Here is a 16409-nt window from a genome sequence, read left to right as displayed (position 1 = left end):
TTTTTGGTGAACCGTTAACCAGGTCTTGCATCGTCGTCGATGCGGGGTAAGGTCCCCGCGATTTTTCGCGAAAGGGATCAGCATGGCCGGCTTCAAGACACTGGACGACATCGGCAATATCAGCGGCAAGCGTGTGCTGGTGCGTGTCGACCTCAACGTCCCCGTCACCCAGGGCAAGGTCACCGACACCACCCGTATCGAGCGCATTGCACCGACCATCGCCGAGCTTTCCGGCAAGGGCGCCAAGGTCATCCTGCTTGCCCATTTCGGCCGGCCCAAGGATGGACCGGTGCCCGAATTCTCGCTCGAGCCGATTGCCAGGGCGACGGCGGACGTGCTCAGCCGCCCCGTCGGCTTTGCCGCCGACTGCATCGGCGACAAGGCCGCAAATGCCGTTGCTGCCATGAACGGCGGCGACGTGCTGCTGCTCGAGAACACCCGCTTCCACAAGGGCGAGGAGAAGAACGACCCGGCCTTCACCGAAAAGCTCGCCGCTAACGGCGACATCTTCGTGAACGACGCCTTCTCTGCTGCGCACCGTGCCCATTCGTCGACAGAAGGGTTGGCGCATGTGCTGCCGGCCTTCGCTGGGCGCACCATGCAGGCCGAACTCGATGCGCTGGAAAAGGGGCTTGGCAATCCAGTCCGTCCGGTTGTCGCCATCGTCGGCGGCGCCAAAGTCTCGACCAAGATCGACCTGTTGATGAACCTGGTGAAGAAGGTCGACGCGCTGGTCATCGGCGGCGGCATGGCCAATACGTTTCTAGCGGCGCGCGGCACCGACGTCGGGAAATCCTTGTGCGAGCATGATCTCGCGACCACCGCCAAGCAGATCATGATCGAGGCGGCCGAGGCCGGCTGCGCCATCATCCTGCCCGCCGACGGCGTCGTCGCCAGGGAGTTCAGGGCCGGCGCCGCCAACGAGACCGTCGCCATAGCAGACGTGCCGGCCGACGGCATGATCCTCGATGTCGGCGCGAAAACCGTGAAGACCATTGCCGAATGGATCGACCGCGCCGCGACGCTGGTCTGGAACGGGCCGCTCGGCGCTTTCGAAATCGAGCCATTCGACCACGCAACGGTGGCGACGGCCAAGCACGCGGCAGCGCGCACCAAGGCCGGCAGACTGGTCTCGGTCGCTGGCGGCGGCGACACGGTGGCGGCGCTCAACCATGCCGGCGTCAGCGATGATTTTACTTATGTATCGACGGCCGGCGGCGCTTTCCTCGAATGGATGGAAGGCAAGCCGTTGCCCGGCGTCGACGTCTTGAAGCGCTGAGCGCGACCGCAAGAGCAGCGCGAAGGAGTGCGCCCGCGACTTTCAATCGATTCGCGCTCGTTTGACGAAATGGTTCGACTTGAACCTGCGTTGCTCTGGTGGTCTGCTGGGCACGGATCAATTCTTTCAGGAGAAGCACGATGAGCGAACGTCTCGAGGACATTGCCGCCGCGATGGTGGCCGATGGCAAAGGCTTGCTGGCGGCCGACGAAAGCTCCGGCACCATCAAGAAACGCTTCGACGTCATCGGCGTCGAGTCGACCGCCGACAGCCGGCGCGACTATCGCGAGATGATGTTCCGCGCCAGCGAGGCAATGACCAAATACATTTCCGGCGTCATCCTCTATGACGAGACCATCCACCAGAAGGCGGCCGACGGCACGCCGCTGGTCGACATCATCAAGGCATCAGGCGCCATCCCCGGCATCAAGGTCGACGCCGGTGCCAAGCCCCTGGCCGGCTTTCCCGGCGATACCATCACCGAAGGCCTGGACGGCCTGCGCGAACGCCTCGCCGACTATTACAAGCTCGGCGCCCGCTTTGCCAAATGGCGCGCGGTGATCGACATCGATGTCTCCAAGGGCGTGCCTTCCGCCACCTCGATCGGCTCGAACGCCCATGCGCTCGCCCGTTACGCCGCGCTTTGCCAGGAAGCCGGCATCGTGCCAATCGTCGAGCCGGAGGTGCTGATGGACGGCGCCCACGACATCGACACGTGCTACGAGATCAGCAAGGCGACACTGACAAAGTTGTACACCGAGCTCTATGCGGCCCGCGTCGCGCTCGAAGGCACCATCCTGAAACCGAACATGGTCCTTGCCGGCAAGAAATCGGGCAAGGTCAGCAGCCCCGAGGAAGTTGCCGAAAGGACCATAAAACTGTTCCGCGAGACGGTGCCGGCGGCGATTGGAGGCATCGCCTTCCTTTCGGGCGGACAATCGGACGAGGAGGCGACCGCCAACCTCAATGCCATCAACGCCGTCGGCCCGCATCCGTGGAAGCTGACCTTCTCCTATGGCCGCGCCTTGCAGGCCGCTCCGCAGAAGGCCTGGGGCGGCAAGGCAGCGAACGTCGCCGCCGCGCAGGCCGCCTTCGCCCATCGCGCCCACATGAACCATCTGGCGGCGCTTGGACAATGGCAGCCGAAGCTTGAGCAAGCCGCCTGACCGAAGACATCTTGCGTTTCTCCCGACCCGGGCCACGTGCCCGGGTTTTTGTTTGAAAGCAGCAAGGGCTGCAATTTCTTGCAACTGAAATGCAGCCGGGTGTCGGTATTGCTCGCTGCCGAACGTCCTCCGTGAAAAGAGGAGCAGACCTATGCCAAACAACAAGATCGTTTCGCAGGAAGACTGGTTTCAGGCGCACAAGGCGCATCTGGCGCGCGAAAAGGAATTGACGCGCTTTCGCGATCGTGTTGCCGCCGAACGCCGCGAATTGCCGTGGCTGAAGATCCGCAAGGACTACGTCTTCGAGACCGAGCAAGGGCCAAAGAAACTGCCCGACCTGTTTGGCGGCAACAGCCAGCTGATCGTCTACCATTTCATGTTCGGGCCGGGCGCCGATTATCGCTGCGAAGGCTGCTCATTCCTTGCCGATCATATCGACGGCGCCAACCAGCATCTCAGGCACCACGATGTCTCACTTGTCGTGGTAGCGCGGGCGCCATTGGCCGAATTGCTGCCCTACAAGCAGCGTATGGGCTGGAAATTCGACTGGGTGTCGTCCTACGCCTCGGACTTCAACTTCGATATGCAGGTGTCATTCACGGACAAGCAGATCGCGGCCGGCGATACGACCTACAATTTCGAGCGGCGTGCGCGAAACTCGAAAGACCTTCCCGGCGCCAGCGTGTTCTATCGCGACGAGAAGGGCGACATCTTCCTGACCTTCGTCTTGCGCTCCCGAGGCGGCGATCCGCTGATCGGCGCCTATCATTATCTCGACCTGACGCCGAAGGGTCGCAACGAAACCGGCCCGCATCATAGCCTCGTCGACTGGGTGCGGCTGCATGACGAGTACGAAGATCAATCCGGGACACATGACTGCTGCCATTGAGGCGACAAGGGTGTCACTGTAAGGTCGTTCACCTCCAATGCAACATGCGCTAAGTGCTGTTCGCTATGCCCTAAAAGGGACTTGCCATGCGGCGCTTTCCGACCCTTCTCACCTGGTTCGCCTTTCCGGTCTATGTCTGGCAAGGACTTGGCGTGCGTCGCCGCACCACCCGCATGCTGCCGGCACAAGGTCCGGTCATGCACGAGATATCTGGCCTGACGCCAGCAATCTCGGTTCTGGTGCTTGGCGATTCCTCCGCCGCCTCGGTAGGCATCGGCAATTCCGAAAACGGATTGGCCGCGCAACTGGCCGTTCTGATTGCGCAACGCACCGGCCGCATCGTGCGCTGGCGGGCAGCCGGCTTCAACTCGGCAACCTCCGGCCAGATCCGCGATCATGTGCTGCCCAACCTATCGGCCGATCCGTGGACGCATATCGTGCTGGCGATCGGCACCAACGACACCAAGAATTTTCATTCGGTACCGCGGTTCAAGCGCGAGTTTGGCGGCCTGCTTTACGCGCTGCGCGCCAAATGGCCGGAGGCGCGCGTCGTGTGGTCGCCGGTGCTTGAGTTCACCCGGGCGCCGGCAATGCCGCCGCTGCTCGGCAAGATTCTCGAAATCCGTGCCGTCGAAATGAACCGGATGGGCGCGCGCCTTTGCCTCGAGCGTGGCGCCATACCGGCGCCCCGCCTGCCGATCACCGATGCTGATGCCGGCTTCGCATCGGATGGCTTTCATGCTTCGGAAGCCGGCTATCGAGCCTGGGCGGAACATCTGGTCAGCCTGGTGCTCGGCAACGAACCGGGCGTCGCGTAGCGGCCGCCGGCACCAAAGCGCGTCGCGTTCGACTGGCCTCATCCGACGTGCTTCAGGTCCTGTTTCTATGCATGTCGTTGTCGCAAAACCGCTGCACACTTTGCGCGACATGCATCACGTCCAGTGCCCGAGCACCGCCGTAATCGAAATCGCCGCCATCGCCAGCAGCGCCAGCTTCCAGAAATCGCTGCGCCGCTTCAGCCCGGGCCAGCCGAGCGGCTTGATGAGCTGGATGACCATCATGGCGATGATGACGAGCGCGAGAAGTTTCGACATGCCGCCTTTGATCAGCATCGCGGCTGGCTGTCAAAGCGGCTCCGCGATCGCCGTCTTTCCAGTGTGGCAGGCCTCTTTTCAGCACTGCCTGATCACTTCGGTCGACAAATCAAAACGCCGGTCAGGAGAGACGCACCCTCCTGACAGACTGCTGTCAGCAGGGGTGTGCGATAGTGCCTGCATCGAAAGAGAGGAGACCAGCCATGAACGGTTTTACCATTCTGCGTAGCGTGCAGCACTATGTCGGCAAGATCCGGACGATGCGCAATGAGATCCGCACCCAGCGGTTCATGAATACCCTGCCGGCGGACATCCGCAAGGATATTGGTTGGCCGGACATGTATGGCGACCGCCGCAATGGCGGCAATTAAGGCAAGCTTTCTGGGTGGCGTTTGGATGCAACCTGGCGACGAGCTGAAATGAGCATGCTGAAGCCTCCTGACAGTATGGTGTCAGGAGGCTCGTGCCATAGTGCGATGGCCGCCGGAGACGGATGGCTGAGAGGACGATCGATGAAAAGCTGGAGCGACAGGCTGAACATGCCTGGCATCAACGGCATAAAACCGTCGCCACGCACCATCGGCGACGTCGTCGAAGGGCAGCCGATGCTGGTTCCTACAGCTCGCCAGGTCGATGCATTCATCCGCTCCATCCCCGGAGGCATGGATATCCGCGCTTTGCGCACCGTTCTCGCCATCGAGCACGGTGCCGAGGTGACATGTCCGGTCACCATCGGCTATCATCTGCGCACTGTCGCCGAGGCCGCCAACGAGGATCTTGAGCGTGGCATGGCGCTGAGCGACATTGCGCCGTTCTGGCGGGTGCTCGACGCAAGCATGCCGACAACGAGGAAACTGTCCTTCGGCGCGGCCTTCGTCGCCGCGCAGCGCAAGCGCGAAGGGCTGGAACGATAGACGCCGAGGGTCCATACGATGCGCCGCGCCGACAGGCTCTTCCAGATCGTGCAGCATCTGCGTGGTGGCCGTCTGGTCACTGCCCAGAAGCTGGGCACGTGGCTCGAGGTTTCCGAGCGGACGATCTATCGCGACATCGCCGACCTGCAGTCGACCGGCGTGCCGATCGACGGCGAGGCCGGTGTCGGCTACATGATGAGGGAGGGTTTCGACCTTCCGCCGCTGATGTTCACGCGTGACGAGATCGTCGCGCTGGTCGCCGGCGCCCGCATGGTGCGCGCTTTTGGCGGCGCGGCCATGGCACGAGCCGCCGACGAGGCGCTGGTCAAGATAGGCGCCGTGTTGCCCGACGCCGAAAAGGACCGCATCGCCCGTACCGAGATCCACACGCCGATGTGGGTGGTAAGCGATGCCGCCCGCGAAGCCATCGACCTGATCGAGCGGTCCATCGAGAAACGTCAGGTGCTGACCATCGACTATTCGGATGAGGCCGGCCGCAGCACCGCGCGCGACATCCGCCCGCTCGGCCTGTGGTTCTGGGGCAAGGTGTGGACCTTGGTCGCCTGGTGCGAGATGCGCAGCGATTTCCGCGCTTTCCGCATTGACCGCATCGCCTCGGTGGTCATCGCCGGCCGCACCTTCAAGCCGGAGCGCGGCAAGCAGCTCGCCGATTTCTATCGCGCGGTGGAGCGCAGCGAGGATTACGGCATGGCGCCGGACCGGGCGGCGCGGAGCTGACACGGAAGATCACAAAAAAGCCCGCTTGAAAGCGGTCTCAGACCGCTGACAAACCCCGCCGATTCGGCCGGCTTGAAAGCGGGCGTTTTGTTTTGGATGCGAGATGCCTACTCCTCTTCGTCGGCATCCTTGTCCTTCGACTTTAGCGCCGAAAGCTTGGCGAAGACGGCGTTGGCGTCGAGTTCCTGGTCCTCGTCTTTCGGCTTTTCCGGCGCCGGCACCAGTCGTTCGGTCAAGGCGGCCGGCAGCAGCGTATCGCCGACCGGCTGCGCCTGCTCACGGCCGCGCGAGGCGCGGTTGATTTCCATATCGAGGTCGATCTGCGACGTCAGGCCGAGCGTCACTGGATCCATCGGCTGGAGATTGGCGGAGTTCCAGTGCTTTCTGTCGCGGATCTGGTCGATCGTCGACTTCGTCGTGCCGACAAGGCGGGCAATCTGCGCATCCTTGAGCTCGGGATGGTTGCGCACCAGCCAGAGGATGGCGTTGGGCCGGTCCTGGCGCTTCGACAGCGGCGTGTAGCGCGGACCCTTGCGCTTGGATTCCGGCACACGCACCTTGGGATCGGAGAGCTTCAGTCGGTGGTTCGGGTCCTTCTCGGCGCGCGCAATCTCGTCGCGAGTTAGCTGGCCGGTCATGATCGGGTCCATGCCCTTGATGCCTTGCGCCGACTCGCCGTCGGCGATCGCCTTGACCTCAAGCGGATGCAGTCCGCAGAACTGCGCGATCTGCTCGAAGGAGAGCGCTGTGTTGTCAACCAGCCAGACGGCGGTCGCCTTTGGCATCAGCAGCGTATTGGCCATCACAAAAATCCTTCTCGTTCGCCCGCGTTCCCGCGCGGGCGGTGGTTTAGAGCCACCAAAATGGGAAAATCGCGGTCTATATAACCGCTCGCTCGCCGTTTCGCAATGTTTTTGGGAGGCGCGTGTCAAGGACGGCCGGCAGACCGCGACGGGATCGGCAGATGACGCCATGCAGTCGAAAGCTTCAAAAAGACAAAGCCCGCCAGACCAAGGTCGGGCGGGCTCGGAACCGGCGACGGAAATCCGTCTGCTGCGGCTCTGGCTTCTAAGGCTTGATCCCGAACCGCGGGTCGGCGTTACGGAAAAGCAACGCCCGGTCTTCGGGCGGGATCGTGCTCGAGATCAAAGCCCTTGGCGGGCGATTCTCTCGATGTCGCCGCGGTTGATGCCGAGGTCGTTGAGCTGACGAGCGTTCAGCCGGTTCAGTTCGCGCACGGTTTCGTTGTACATGCGCCAGTTACGGAAAGCGCGGATCGGGTTCATGGTAGTCCTCCATCGTTTCGATGCCGCGTAAGTAGGCATCGGCGATGAAAAATTGAACAGACGCTTTTGCATGGCCGCAATGCGTTTGTTGCATTGCACCATTAAGCTTTCGTTCAGCCTGTTTGCCGTCAGGCGACATCGAGCACAATCTTGCCGATGTGCTCACCCTCCTCCATCCGCTCATGCGCCCGCCAGGCTTCCTTGAGCGGGAAGATCGTGTCCATCACCGGCGCAACCTTGCGCGTGCCGAGCAGCGGCCAAACCTGCGCCTCCAGTGCCGCCGCCACTGCCGCCTTGAACTCCACGGTGCGTGGCCTGAGCAGCGATCCCGTATGCACGAGCCGCTTTGCCATGATCTTGAAGAAATCGGCGCTCGCCACCGCTCCGCCCTGCGTCGCGATCTGGACGATGCGGCCTTCCATGGCTGCAGCCTCATAGTTCCGCGCCACATAGTCGCCGCCGACCATGTCGAGGATGACATTGGCGCCCTTGCCGCCGGTTGCCTCCTTGACTGCGGCGACGAAGTCCTCCTCGCGGTAGTTGATCGCCCGGTCGGCACCGAGCTTGAGGCAGGCGTCGCATTTCTCCTTGCTCCCGGCGGTGGTGATGACATAGGCGCCGAAAGCGGCAGCAAGCTGGATCGCCGTCGTGCCGATACCCGACGAGCCTCCATGCACGAGCAGCGTCTCGCCGCTCTTCAGGCCGCCGCGCTCGAAGACATTGTGCCAAACGGTGAAGTAGTTTTCCGGCAGCGCCGCCGCTTCGGTGTAGGTAAAGCCGGCGGGCAGCGGCAGCACGCTGCCGGCGTGCACTCTGACATATTCGGCATAGCTGCCGCCTGCGGTCAGCGCACAGACCCGGTCGCCGACGCGCCAGCGTGATATCTCGTCGCCGAGGGCGGCGACTTCGCCCGCCGCTTCCAGGCCCGGCAGATCCGATGCTCCCGGCGGTGGCGGATAGGCGCCCTTGCGCTGCTGCACGTCCGGCCGGTTGACGCCGGCGGCACGCACCCGGATCAGGATCTCGCCGGGACCGGGAACCGGCACGTCGCGGGTTTCCGGTTTCAGCACCCGCGGCCCGCCCGGTTCCGATATGGCGATCGCCATCATCTTGGCCGGAATTTTCTGTGCGTTCGCCATGAGTTTTCCCGTCGTGTTTCGCCGGTTTCTCGCGCCAGCTGTTGCCGGCCATTTGCATCCATACCCCTGCCCTATGTATGCTCATTGGCAAATCAGGCAAATGGGCAATCACGGAGCAGCGACGATGGCGGTCTTCGACGACGAACCCAAGAAGAAAGCGCGCCCGCACGAGATCGGGCAGGATCTGTCGCTGCTTTCCGTCGATGAATTGTCCGAGCGGATCGGCATCCTGCGCGACGAGATCGCCCGGCTGGAGGCCGAGCTCAAGACCAAGGGCTCCACCAAGTCGGCGGCAGAGGCGCTGTTTCGCCGCGGATAGTGCGGCGGGTAATTCCAAAAGCTCGGGCACGCCGCCGAAAAGCCCGAATGCCGCTGTCTCCAGACTTGTGCCTTAAACCCCAGCCGGATTGAAAAATGTTCGCAAGCTACAGACCGATTCTCTCGCTGCTGCGCGGCACCGCGTTCCTGCTGGCGGCATCCGGGCTGCACGGGCTGCTGTTGCCGCTGCGCGGCCAGGTGGAGGGCTTCTCGACAGCATCGCTCGGCCTGATGGGCACGGCTTGGGCCGGCGGCTTCGTCACCGGCTGCTTCTTTGCGCCACGCATCGTGCGCCGCGCCGGTCATGTCAGGGCTTTCGGCGCCTTTGCCGCATCTGGGGCGATCGTCGCACTCCTCACCGGCCTGATCATCGACGAATATACCTGGATCCTGCTGCGCGCCTTCACCGGCTTCACCATGGCCGGCGCCTTCATGGTCATCGAAAGCTGGCTGAACGAGAAGGCCACCAACGAAAACCGCGGCACCGTCTTCGGCCTCTACATGATGGTCACCTATGCCTCGATCATGGGCGGTCAAATGATCGTGGCCGGCGGCGATGTGAAATCGGCGTCGCTGTTCATGATCACCGGCATTCTGTTTTGCCTGTCGCTGATCCCGACGGCGGTCTCGACGGCGTCGCACCCCAAGCCGCTGCAGGACGTGTCGCTTGACGTCAAAGGTCTCTATGTCAATTCGCCGGTCTCGGCGATCGCCTGCGTGCTGATCGGCATCGCCAACGGCGCCTGGGGCACGCTTGGTGCCGTTTATGGAGCGCGCATCGGCATCTCGACGGCCGAGATCGCGCTGATGATGAGCCTGGTGGTCATCGCTGGCGCCGCCATGCAGCTTCCGGCCGGGCGGCTCTCCGACACGACGGACCGTCGTTTCGTGCTGGCGGGCGCGGCTTTCGGCGCTGCGCTGTTCGCCATCGCCATCTTCCTGTTCGAACCGCGCTCAGGCGTCTTCGTCATCGTCTGCACCGCCGCCTACGGCGCCTTCGCCTACACGCTCTATTCGATCGCGGTGGCGCATGCCAATGACCATGCGCGATCGGAGGACTTCGTCAAAGTGTCGGGCGGCCTGCTGCTGCTTTATGGCTTCGGCACGATGATCGGTCCGCTGCTGGCCGCCGGCCTGATGGGCTGGATGCGCCCCGAGGGGCTGTTCCTGGCCACTGCGCTCGCGCATCTCTGCCTGGCCGGCTACACGCTGCTGCGCATCAGCCGTCGCGCGCCGGTGCCGATCGAAGGCCGCGATGCCTTCAAGACCCAGCCGGCCGATCGCTCGGTAACGCCGGAAGCGTTGCGGCTCGACCCGCGCAGAAAAGCTGAAACCGACGGTTGAGATTCGAGGCGCTTTGCCCCACAAATAAGGCATGATGCTTTCCGACGCCTTCATGGCGATTGCCGATCCCAACCGGCGCCATCTCTTGGAAGAGCTCCGGCGCGGACCGAAGACCGTCAACGAATTGGCATCCGGCTTGCCGGTGTCCCGCCCGGCCGTTTCGCAGCACCTGAAGGTGCTGCTTGATGCCGGACTGGTCAACGCCAAGCCGGAAGGCACCAGACGCGTCTATACGGTCAGCAACGCCGGCTTCCTGAAGCTCAACATCTGGCTCGACCAGTTCTGGGATGCGGAGCAGCTCGGTTCATCCGGAAGCTGAAGGGCGTCGTCAGCACGTCGGCAACTATGCAGCTTCAGGCCTAAAGCAATCCAGGAAAAAGTGTGAAACGGTTTTCCGTCCGGAGTTGCGCAAAAACAAAAGAGATAGAGCGGTCCGGCGTTTCCGTGAAACGATGAACCACTCTAGCCATTGTTGTAGGGGAAGAGCTTGAAATAAGGCTGCGCTTCCTCGATCACACGGGCAACCGAGGGGCGTTGCAGCAACCGGTCGTGATAGCGCCTGACCGCAGGATATTCGTCTCCGAACGGCTCGACCTTGTTGGCGTAGAACAGCGCGGGGGCGGCAGCGCAGTCGGCCATGGTGAAGCTCGCGCCCACCGCCCATGTCCTCGACTGCATGTCCTGTTCAATGATGGCGTAGGAGCTGCGCAGCTGGGCGCGGGCCTGCTCGACGCCGAACGGATCGGTCTTGCCCTCCGGCCGCAGCCGGTCGCCAACGATCTTCTGCATCGGTTCCTGGACGTAGAAGTCATAGAAGCGGTCGGCGAGCCGGGTCTGGCGAGCGAGATCGAAATCGGCGGGGATCAGTTCGACTGGCCCAGGATAATACGCGTTGAGATATTCGATGACGATCGTCGATTCCGGTACGGTCCGGTCCAGCGCTTCATCGCGCAGCACCGGCATCTTGCCGAGCGGCCACAATTTCAGAAACGCCGCGCGCGACTGTTCATTGCCGAGATCGACAACGACGGATGTGAATGGCGTGCCGTTCTCATAGAGCGCGATCAGCGGTTTCCAGCAGAAGGAGGCCAGTGGATGAAGGTGCATAATCAGGGACATTGTTTGTCGTTCCTTGGGTTGTTTGTCTCGCGGCGTCGGGGTCGGATAACTATCTGGCCTGGCTGTGGGCGACGATGGCATCGATGATCGCGGCCCAGTCGTCGGGATGCAGCTCGTGGCCGCCGCCCTCGATCCGGAGCAGCCTTGCACCGGCGACCGCGTCGGCAAGAGCGGCGCCATGCTCGACTGGAAAGATGGGATCGTCGGTGCCGTGGATAACAAGGAGCGGGATTTTCATGTCGCGCAGCCGACCGGTCCAGTCCTCGCCGCTCCCATCTTCGCCACTCTTGAGCATGAAATGATTGGTCGCACTTAGAAAACCGCCGGACCGGTCATAATCTTCTTCGACGAAAGCCCGTGTTCGCTGCTCGTCGAAAGAGTGCGCCGCACCGGTGAGCGCATGCGCGTCCTTAACGATGAAATCGACCACTTGGCCCCGGTTCGCCCAGTCGACCTTCGCGCCTTCGGCCGAATGTCTCCTATAGGCCTCGGTGGTTCCGGGCAGATGCGACGTATCGATGCCCAAGGGCGAGCTGCTGATCACCGTCAGCGAAGTGACACACGACGGGTATTTCAACGCCACGAGCTGCGCGATCATGCCGCCCATCGACATGCCGACCATATGCGCCTTTCGCATTCCATGGTCGTCAAGGACGCGGATAGCATCCTCCGCCATGTCGTCGAATGTATAAGGCGGCTCGCCCGGCGCGTATTTGGTCGAACGGCCGGTATCGCGATTGTCGTAGCGGATCACGAAGCGACCCTCGCCGGCCAGCTTCCGGCAAAACGCTTCGGGCCACCAAAGCATGGAAGCCATCGCGCCCATGATCAACAACACCGCCGGATGGGCCGGGTCGCCGAAGGTCTGGGATACGATTTCGGGGTGTCCGGCGCTTTTCATGGCTCTCCTCCGTGGGCTTCCAATCTGGTTGCAATTTACAATCAGTTGCACGATATTAAAACCGATACAATAATGCAACCGGTTTTGGAGATTCGCATGAACATCGATCGCCGGTCCGGATGCCCCATCAACCTGTCGCTCGAAGTGTTCGGCGACCGGTGGAGCCTGATCATCCTTCGCGACATCATCTTCGGCGGCAGACGCCACTTTCGCGAACTGCTCAACGGCTCGATGGAGGGCATCGCTTCCAACATCCTCGCCGACCGGCTGAAGCGGCTGATGGAGCTCGGCATGCTGACCAAGACGGGCGATCCCTCCCACAAGCAAAAGGCGATCTACAGCCTGACCGAAATGGCGATTACGCTGGTGCCGATCTTGGCCCATCTCGGCGCCTGGGGCCGCGTCTGGCTGCCGGTCAGCGACGAGCTCTCGATCCGTGCCGAGCTTCTGGAAAAAGGCGGCCCGCCGATGTGGGAGCAGTTCATGAACGAGTTGCGCTACGAGCATCTGGGCACATCTCCCGCGCCAACTGGACCCACTGTCCGCGCGATCTTGCAGGCCGGATACGATGCGGTGATCGCCCGCAAGGCGGAGCGAGTCGGCTGCGATCCAGCGCCATGACCAACTTATTTTCCCAATTGCGGGCTGGCTCTGCTATCAAAGGACTGAAGATAATTTACGGGATGGGATAACGCTCTTGGTCGAGAACTCTAAGGACACTGCCCGTGCGCGGGCCGATTTGCGTTTCAAGAAACAGGAAGAGGCAGCCACGGTGCGCCAGAAGGCGATGGCGGAATATGTCGCCGAGAGCGACGCGCGCCAAGCCAAAACCAACAAGCTGCGGGCGCTGCGCCTCGCCAAGGAAGCGGAAGACCTGGCCAATGCGCCTCCGGTGCCGGTGAAGAAGCCTCGCGCCAAGAAGAAATAAGCCGGCGCTCCCTGGATCCCACTGCTTCCTTTCGTACGCGAAACAGTTTCACCGCGATCTGTTCTGCCGGTTGATAACTGGCGTTTAGGAGACGGCCATGACCGCACTGACGCTCGACAAAGCCCTTGAAATCATCGCCGCCGCCTTTGCCAAGGGTGCCGAGCTCAAGCTCAGGCCGCTTGGCGTCTCGGTGCTCGACGCCGGCGCCCATCTGGTCGCGTTCCAGCGTCAGGACGGCGCGTCGTTCCTGCGTCCGCAAATGTCGGCCGGCAAGGCCTATGGCGCGCTCGCTATCGGCATGGGCTCGCGCCGGGTGGAAGCCTTCGCCAAGGAGCGCCCGCATCTGATCGCCGGCGTCTCCGACGTGTCGGGCGGGCGCGTCCTGCCGGTCGTCGGCGGCGTGCTGATCCGCGACGAGGCCGGCACGATCATCGGCGCCGTCGGCATTTCCGGCGACACGTCCGACAATGACGAAACGGCAGCCATCGCCGGCATCGAGGCGGCTGGCTTTAGCGCCGACCCGGGCTGAGCCGGGATCCTTAATTCATATTGATGTCGCGGCTGGCCGACCGCATCGACACCGAAAAGCCGGCCAGCACGTCGATCAGCGCTATGACCATCAGTGTGAAGAAAACAGAATGGGCGGCGCCCTTCACCAGCAGGAACTCGACTAGATAGGCCACAAAGACGAAGGTCGACAAAAGGTGGTCCATGATCGAGGCATTTGTCGTACGCGTCGACTTCACCACTTCGACGAACAAGAAGATCAGTGCGATCAGCACGATGAGATCGCCGAGGGTCATCGAGAACACGCCACCCGACATCATCCGGACCGAAAACATTTCGGTCGCCCACGGATCGTCGCCGCTGCCGAATATTCCTAGAAGCCCGAGATTGTAGAGGATGAAAGGCACGATCAGCAGCGGGATGGCACCGAACATGTGGCGGCTCCGGTTGGACTGATCTTTGTAGAGTGCGCCCGGCGTTCGCCGTCAAGAATTTTCGTGCGACCGATAAACACGGACAAAGACGGCGTGAAACAACAATGTCAGGCCCGGCTGATACGATCAGTTGTCGCAAACGCAAAAAGACCGGCCAATGGCCGGTCGTTTCGCAACCCATAAACCGTCGAAAGCTCTCTCAGCTTTCCTTCGGCTCCAGAACCTGGCGACCGCGATACATGCCGGTCTTCAGGTCGATATGGTGCGGACGGCGCATCTCGCCGGAGTTCTTGTCCTCGACATAGGTCGGGGCCTTCAGTGCGTCGGCGGAACGGCGCATGCCGCGCTTCGACGGAGAGGTTTTTCGTTTCGGAACGGCCATGGATATGCTCCACTACATGGTCAAAACGCCCCGGAGGCCCTCGTGAAAGGGCCACATCAGGGGCCGGAATCTGAGAAAGTCGGCTGCCTATACACGCCCGATGGCGTTTTGGCCAGCGTCGCCGTGTTTTTTTTTGACACTATCGCAGGCAACCGACATAGGCGCCGGCGCGGCCCGCGCGCCGCTCGATCAACGCGGCAAGCCGCCTCAGTCCTGGCCCGGGCTTCGCTGGATTGCGCACGATCGGGTTCGGCAAGGTGACGGCAAGCAGCGCTGCCTGCCGGCGCGACAGCTGTTTTGCCGAGACGCCGAAATGATGCTGGGCGGCGGCCTCGATGCCGTAGACGCCCGGTCCCCATTCGGCGATGTTGAGGTAGATCTCCATGATCCGCCGTTTCGACAGCACCGCATCGAAATAGACGGCCAGCGGCAGTTCGACGACCTTACGGACCGAGCCCAACGGCCGCGACCATAGATAAAGGTTCTTTACCGTCTGCATGGTGATGGTCGAGGCGCCACGTGTCATCTCGCCTGCGAGCGCATCGTCGACGACGCCGCGCAGCTCGCCCAGATCGACGCCGCGATGGAAACAGAACTGCCCGTCCTCCGACATGATGACCGAATATGCCAGCACCGGCGCGACCTCGTCGATGGAAACCCAGCGCCGATCGTAGCCGGAAAACGTCGCCAGGTCCTTCAGCATCAATGTCGACACCGGATGCACGAATGACGGCAGGTACAGGAAGGTCAGCACCACCGGCACCAGCGCCAGCACGACGGCGACGGCGATGCCGCGCCGGACCCAGCGTTGAAGACCGATGCGGCTGCCGCGTCTCGGTCTTGCCATGTCCAACCCTTCGGTTTCGTGATCGACGATCGGTTCCGCCAAGCCATCCAGTCCGCGCTACTCCCTGCCCCCGGCATAATGGCGCTTGGCTTCTTGCGCAACGTCTGAGTGTCGGCTACCGCTCCCGACCATGACGAAAGACGACCAAATGGCGTTCGAAGCCGCACTTATTGCCCGGGCAGTTCCACTTGAGGCGCTGCTGAGACGGTTGCTCGATGGACGCACGCTTTCGGGCGAGGTCGCGCGGCCCGAACGCCTGATGGCGGCAATGCGACATGGCGTGCTGAACGGCGGCAAACGACTGCGTCCCTTCCTGGTTATGGAAAGTGCTGCACTGTTTTCAGCCGATGGCGAGGCGGCGCTGCGCGTGGCGGCGGCGCTCGAATGCGTGCACTGCTATTCGCTCATCCATGACGATCTGCCGGCCATGGACGACGACGATTTGCGCCGCGGGCAGCCGACCGTGCACAGGGCTTTCGATGAGGCGATCGCCATTCTTGCGGGCGACGCCCTGCTGACGCTTGCCTTCGACATCCTTGCCGACGAGGCGACAATGCTGCCGGCCGAGCGCAGGGCAGCGCTGGTGCTGGCACTGGCCCGTGCCGCCGGGGCGGGAAGCATGGTCGGCGGCCAGATGCTCGATCTCGAGGCCGAACAAAGCCGGCCGGACGAGGCCGGCATCATCCGGCTTCAGGCGATGAAAACCGGTGCGCTGATCCGCTTTGCCTGCGAAGCGGGAGCCATCCTTGCCGGCGCGCCGTCGGGCGACCGCGAAAGGCTGGCCGAATTTGGTTCGGCGATCGGGCTTGCCTTTCAACTTGCCGACGATCTGCTCGACCTGACCGCCGACGCGCATCAGATGGGCAAGGCCACGGGCAAGGATGCCGCGGCCGGCAAGGCGACGCTGGTCGCGCTGCACGGACCGGGCTGGGCGCGGGACCAGCTCCAGGGCCTCGTCGACCAGGCTCATGCGCTGCTCGAGCCTTTTGGCGCACAAGCCGCGCTTCTGAAACAAGCGGCGCAGTTCGTAGCGGCCCGCAACAATTAAAAGCGCCCCCATGGCGCCGTACAGTCACGGAGAATTGCCGACTGTTCGGCCAGATGCCTTGGAGCAGTCGATCGCG

23 protein-coding genes are annotated in these 16409 nt (G+C 62.7%); 14 read left to right on the top strand and 9 right to left on the bottom strand.

Annotated features, from left to right (window positions below; genetic code table 11):
• Window positions 1–82: 82 nt before the first annotated feature.
• The 4 genes from NKH17_RS06445 to NKH17_RS06430 all read left to right on the top strand — a co-directional run bounded on the left by NKH17_RS06445 (window position 83) and on the right by NKH17_RS06430 (window position 4152).
• Window positions 83–1279, top strand: coding sequence for a phosphoglycerate kinase (locus NKH17_RS06445; RefSeq protein ID WP_352476163.1), 1197 nt, complete (start codon window positions 83–85; stop codon window positions 1277–1279).
• Between the two features lie 140 nt (window positions 1280–1419).
• On the top strand, window positions 1420–2445 hold the full coding sequence (locus tag NKH17_RS06440) for a class I fructose-bisphosphate aldolase (protein ID WP_352476164.1): 1026 nt from the start codon (window positions 1420–1422) through the stop codon (window positions 2443–2445).
• A 151-nt stretch (window positions 2446–2596) separates the two neighbouring features.
• Window positions 2597–3334 carry a DUF899 domain-containing protein gene (locus tag NKH17_RS06435; RefSeq protein WP_254816535.1) on the top strand — a complete coding sequence of 246 codons (738 nt, stop codon included), beginning with the start codon at window positions 2597–2599 and terminating at the stop codon, window positions 3332–3334.
• An 86-nt stretch (window positions 3335–3420) separates the two neighbouring features.
• Window positions 3421–4152 (top strand): SGNH/GDSL hydrolase family protein, encoded by a 732-nt coding sequence (locus NKH17_RS06430; protein WP_352476166.1) that lies wholly within the window; start codon window positions 3421–3423, stop codon window positions 4150–4152.
• 114 nt (window positions 4153–4266) lie between these two features.
• Here the strand turns inward: NKH17_RS06430 and NKH17_RS06425 are convergent, their stop codons facing one another.
• Window positions 4267–4428 carry a hypothetical protein gene (locus tag NKH17_RS06425; RefSeq protein WP_008873884.1) on the bottom strand — a complete coding sequence of 54 codons (162 nt, stop codon included), beginning with the start codon at window positions 4426–4428 and terminating at the stop codon, window positions 4267–4269.
• A 203-nt stretch (window positions 4429–4631) separates the two neighbouring features.
• On the opposite strand from NKH17_RS06425, the gene NKH17_RS06420 reads away from it, so the two are divergent.
• From NKH17_RS06420 to NKH17_RS06410, 3 genes are all read left to right on the top strand, one after another.
• Complete coding sequence (locus NKH17_RS06420) at window positions 4632–4799, top strand: hypothetical protein (protein WP_254816537.1); 168 nt, start codon at window positions 4632–4634, stop codon at window positions 4797–4799.
• 141 nt (window positions 4800–4940) lie between these two features.
• Window positions 4941–5342 carry a hypothetical protein gene (locus NKH17_RS06415; RefSeq protein WP_352476167.1) on the top strand — a complete coding sequence of 134 codons (402 nt, stop codon included), beginning with the start codon at window positions 4941–4943 and terminating at the stop codon, window positions 5340–5342.
• Between the two features lie 18 nt (window positions 5343–5360).
• Window positions 5361–6080 carry a helix-turn-helix transcriptional regulator gene (locus NKH17_RS06410; protein WP_254816539.1) on the top strand — a complete coding sequence of 240 codons (720 nt, stop codon included), beginning with the start codon at window positions 5361–5363 and terminating at the stop codon, window positions 6078–6080.
• A gap of 107 nt (window positions 6081–6187) precedes the next feature.
• On the opposite strand, the gene NKH17_RS06405 is transcribed toward NKH17_RS06410, so the two are convergent.
• The 3 genes from NKH17_RS06405 to NKH17_RS06395 all read right to left on the bottom strand — a co-directional run bounded on the left by NKH17_RS06405 (window position 6188) and on the right by NKH17_RS06395 (window position 8505).
• Window positions 6188–6883: a DUF1013 domain-containing protein gene (locus NKH17_RS06405; protein WP_254816540.1), complete on the bottom strand. Its 696-nt coding sequence runs from the start codon at window positions 6881–6883 to the stop codon at window positions 6188–6190.
• Window positions 6884–7225: 342 nt separating this feature from the next.
• Complete coding sequence (locus NKH17_RS06400) at window positions 7226–7366, bottom strand: DUF1127 domain-containing protein (protein ID WP_023720976.1); 141 nt, start codon at window positions 7364–7366, stop codon at window positions 7226–7228.
• A 128-nt stretch (window positions 7367–7494) separates the two neighbouring features.
• Window positions 7495–8505 carry an NAD(P)H-quinone oxidoreductase gene (locus NKH17_RS06395; RefSeq protein WP_352650790.1) on the bottom strand — a complete coding sequence of 337 codons (1011 nt, stop codon included), beginning with the start codon at window positions 8503–8505 and terminating at the stop codon, window positions 7495–7497.
• A 124-nt stretch (window positions 8506–8629) separates the two neighbouring features.
• Between NKH17_RS06395 and NKH17_RS06390 the strand changes: the two genes are divergently transcribed.
• From NKH17_RS06390 to NKH17_RS06380, 3 genes are all read left to right on the top strand, one after another.
• Window positions 8630–8824, top strand: a complete 195-nt coding sequence (locus NKH17_RS06390) for a DUF1192 domain-containing protein (protein ID WP_352650789.1) — start codon at window positions 8630–8632, stop codon at window positions 8822–8824.
• Window positions 8825–8919: 95 nt separating this feature from the next.
• Window positions 8920–10167 (top strand): MFS transporter, encoded by a 1248-nt coding sequence (locus NKH17_RS06385; RefSeq protein WP_254816543.1) that lies wholly within the window; start codon window positions 8920–8922, stop codon window positions 10165–10167.
• 31 nt (window positions 10168–10198) lie between these two features.
• A complete protein-coding gene (locus NKH17_RS06380; protein ID WP_254816544.1) occupies window positions 10199–10486 on the top strand; it encodes an ArsR/SmtB family transcription factor in 288 nt (95 codons plus the stop codon).
• Between the two features lie 143 nt (window positions 10487–10629).
• Here the strand turns inward: NKH17_RS06380 and NKH17_RS06375 are convergent, their stop codons facing one another.
• Window positions 10630–11286: a glutathione S-transferase family protein gene (locus tag NKH17_RS06375; RefSeq protein WP_352650787.1), complete on the bottom strand. Its 657-nt coding sequence runs from the start codon at window positions 11284–11286 to the stop codon at window positions 10630–10632.
• A gap of 49 nt (window positions 11287–11335) precedes the next feature.
• On the bottom strand, window positions 11336–12187 hold the full coding sequence (locus tag NKH17_RS06370) for an alpha/beta fold hydrolase (RefSeq protein WP_352650785.1): 852 nt from the start codon (window positions 12185–12187) through the stop codon (window positions 11336–11338).
• Window positions 12188–12283: 96 nt separating this feature from the next.
• Between NKH17_RS06370 and NKH17_RS06365 the strand changes: the two genes are divergently transcribed.
• The 3 genes from NKH17_RS06365 to NKH17_RS06355 all read left to right on the top strand — a co-directional run bounded on the left by NKH17_RS06365 (window position 12284) and on the right by NKH17_RS06355 (window position 13644).
• The gene (locus NKH17_RS06365) at window positions 12284–12808 is read left to right on the top strand and encodes a winged helix-turn-helix transcriptional regulator (protein WP_352650783.1); all 525 of its coding nucleotides are present in this window, start codon (window positions 12284–12286) and stop codon (window positions 12806–12808) included.
• 76 nt (window positions 12809–12884) lie between these two features.
• The gene (locus NKH17_RS06360) at window positions 12885–13115 is read left to right on the top strand and encodes a hypothetical protein (protein WP_352650781.1); all 231 of its coding nucleotides are present in this window, start codon (window positions 12885–12887) and stop codon (window positions 13113–13115) included.
• Window positions 13116–13212: 97 nt separating this feature from the next.
• Complete coding sequence (locus NKH17_RS06355; RefSeq protein ID WP_352650780.1) at window positions 13213–13644, top strand: GlcG/HbpS family heme-binding protein; 432 nt, start codon at window positions 13213–13215, stop codon at window positions 13642–13644.
• Between the two features lie 10 nt (window positions 13645–13654).
• On the opposite strand, the gene NKH17_RS06350 is transcribed toward NKH17_RS06355, so the two are convergent.
• The 3 genes from NKH17_RS06350 to NKH17_RS06340 form a co-directional block, all read right to left on the bottom strand.
• Window positions 13655–14056 (bottom strand): hypothetical protein, encoded by a 402-nt coding sequence (locus tag NKH17_RS06350; RefSeq protein ID WP_023720966.1) that lies wholly within the window; start codon window positions 14054–14056, stop codon window positions 13655–13657.
• A gap of 199 nt (window positions 14057–14255) precedes the next feature.
• Window positions 14256–14438: a 50S ribosomal protein L32 gene (rpmF, locus tag NKH17_RS06345; RefSeq protein ID WP_006203806.1), complete on the bottom strand. Its 183-nt coding sequence runs from the start codon at window positions 14436–14438 to the stop codon at window positions 14256–14258.
• Between the two features lie 139 nt (window positions 14439–14577).
• A complete protein-coding gene (locus NKH17_RS06340; RefSeq protein WP_352650819.1) occupies window positions 14578–15336 on the bottom strand; it encodes a biosynthetic peptidoglycan transglycosylase in 759 nt (252 codons plus the stop codon).
• A 79-nt stretch (window positions 15337–15415) separates the two neighbouring features.
• On the opposite strand from NKH17_RS06340, the gene NKH17_RS06335 reads away from it, so the two are divergent.
• The gene (locus NKH17_RS06335; RefSeq protein WP_352898217.1) at window positions 15416–16333 is read left to right on the top strand and encodes a polyprenyl synthetase family protein; all 918 of its coding nucleotides are present in this window, start codon (window positions 15416–15418) and stop codon (window positions 16331–16333) included.
• Window positions 16334–16409: the final 76 nt, after the last annotated feature.

Source organism: Mesorhizobium sp. M1334 (genome assembly GCF_040317995.1).
GTDB lineage: Bacteria > Pseudomonadota > Alphaproteobacteria > Rhizobiales > Rhizobiaceae > Mesorhizobium.
Note: the sequence above shows the minus strand (reverse complement) of the source record. Positions and strands in the feature narration are given on the sequence as shown.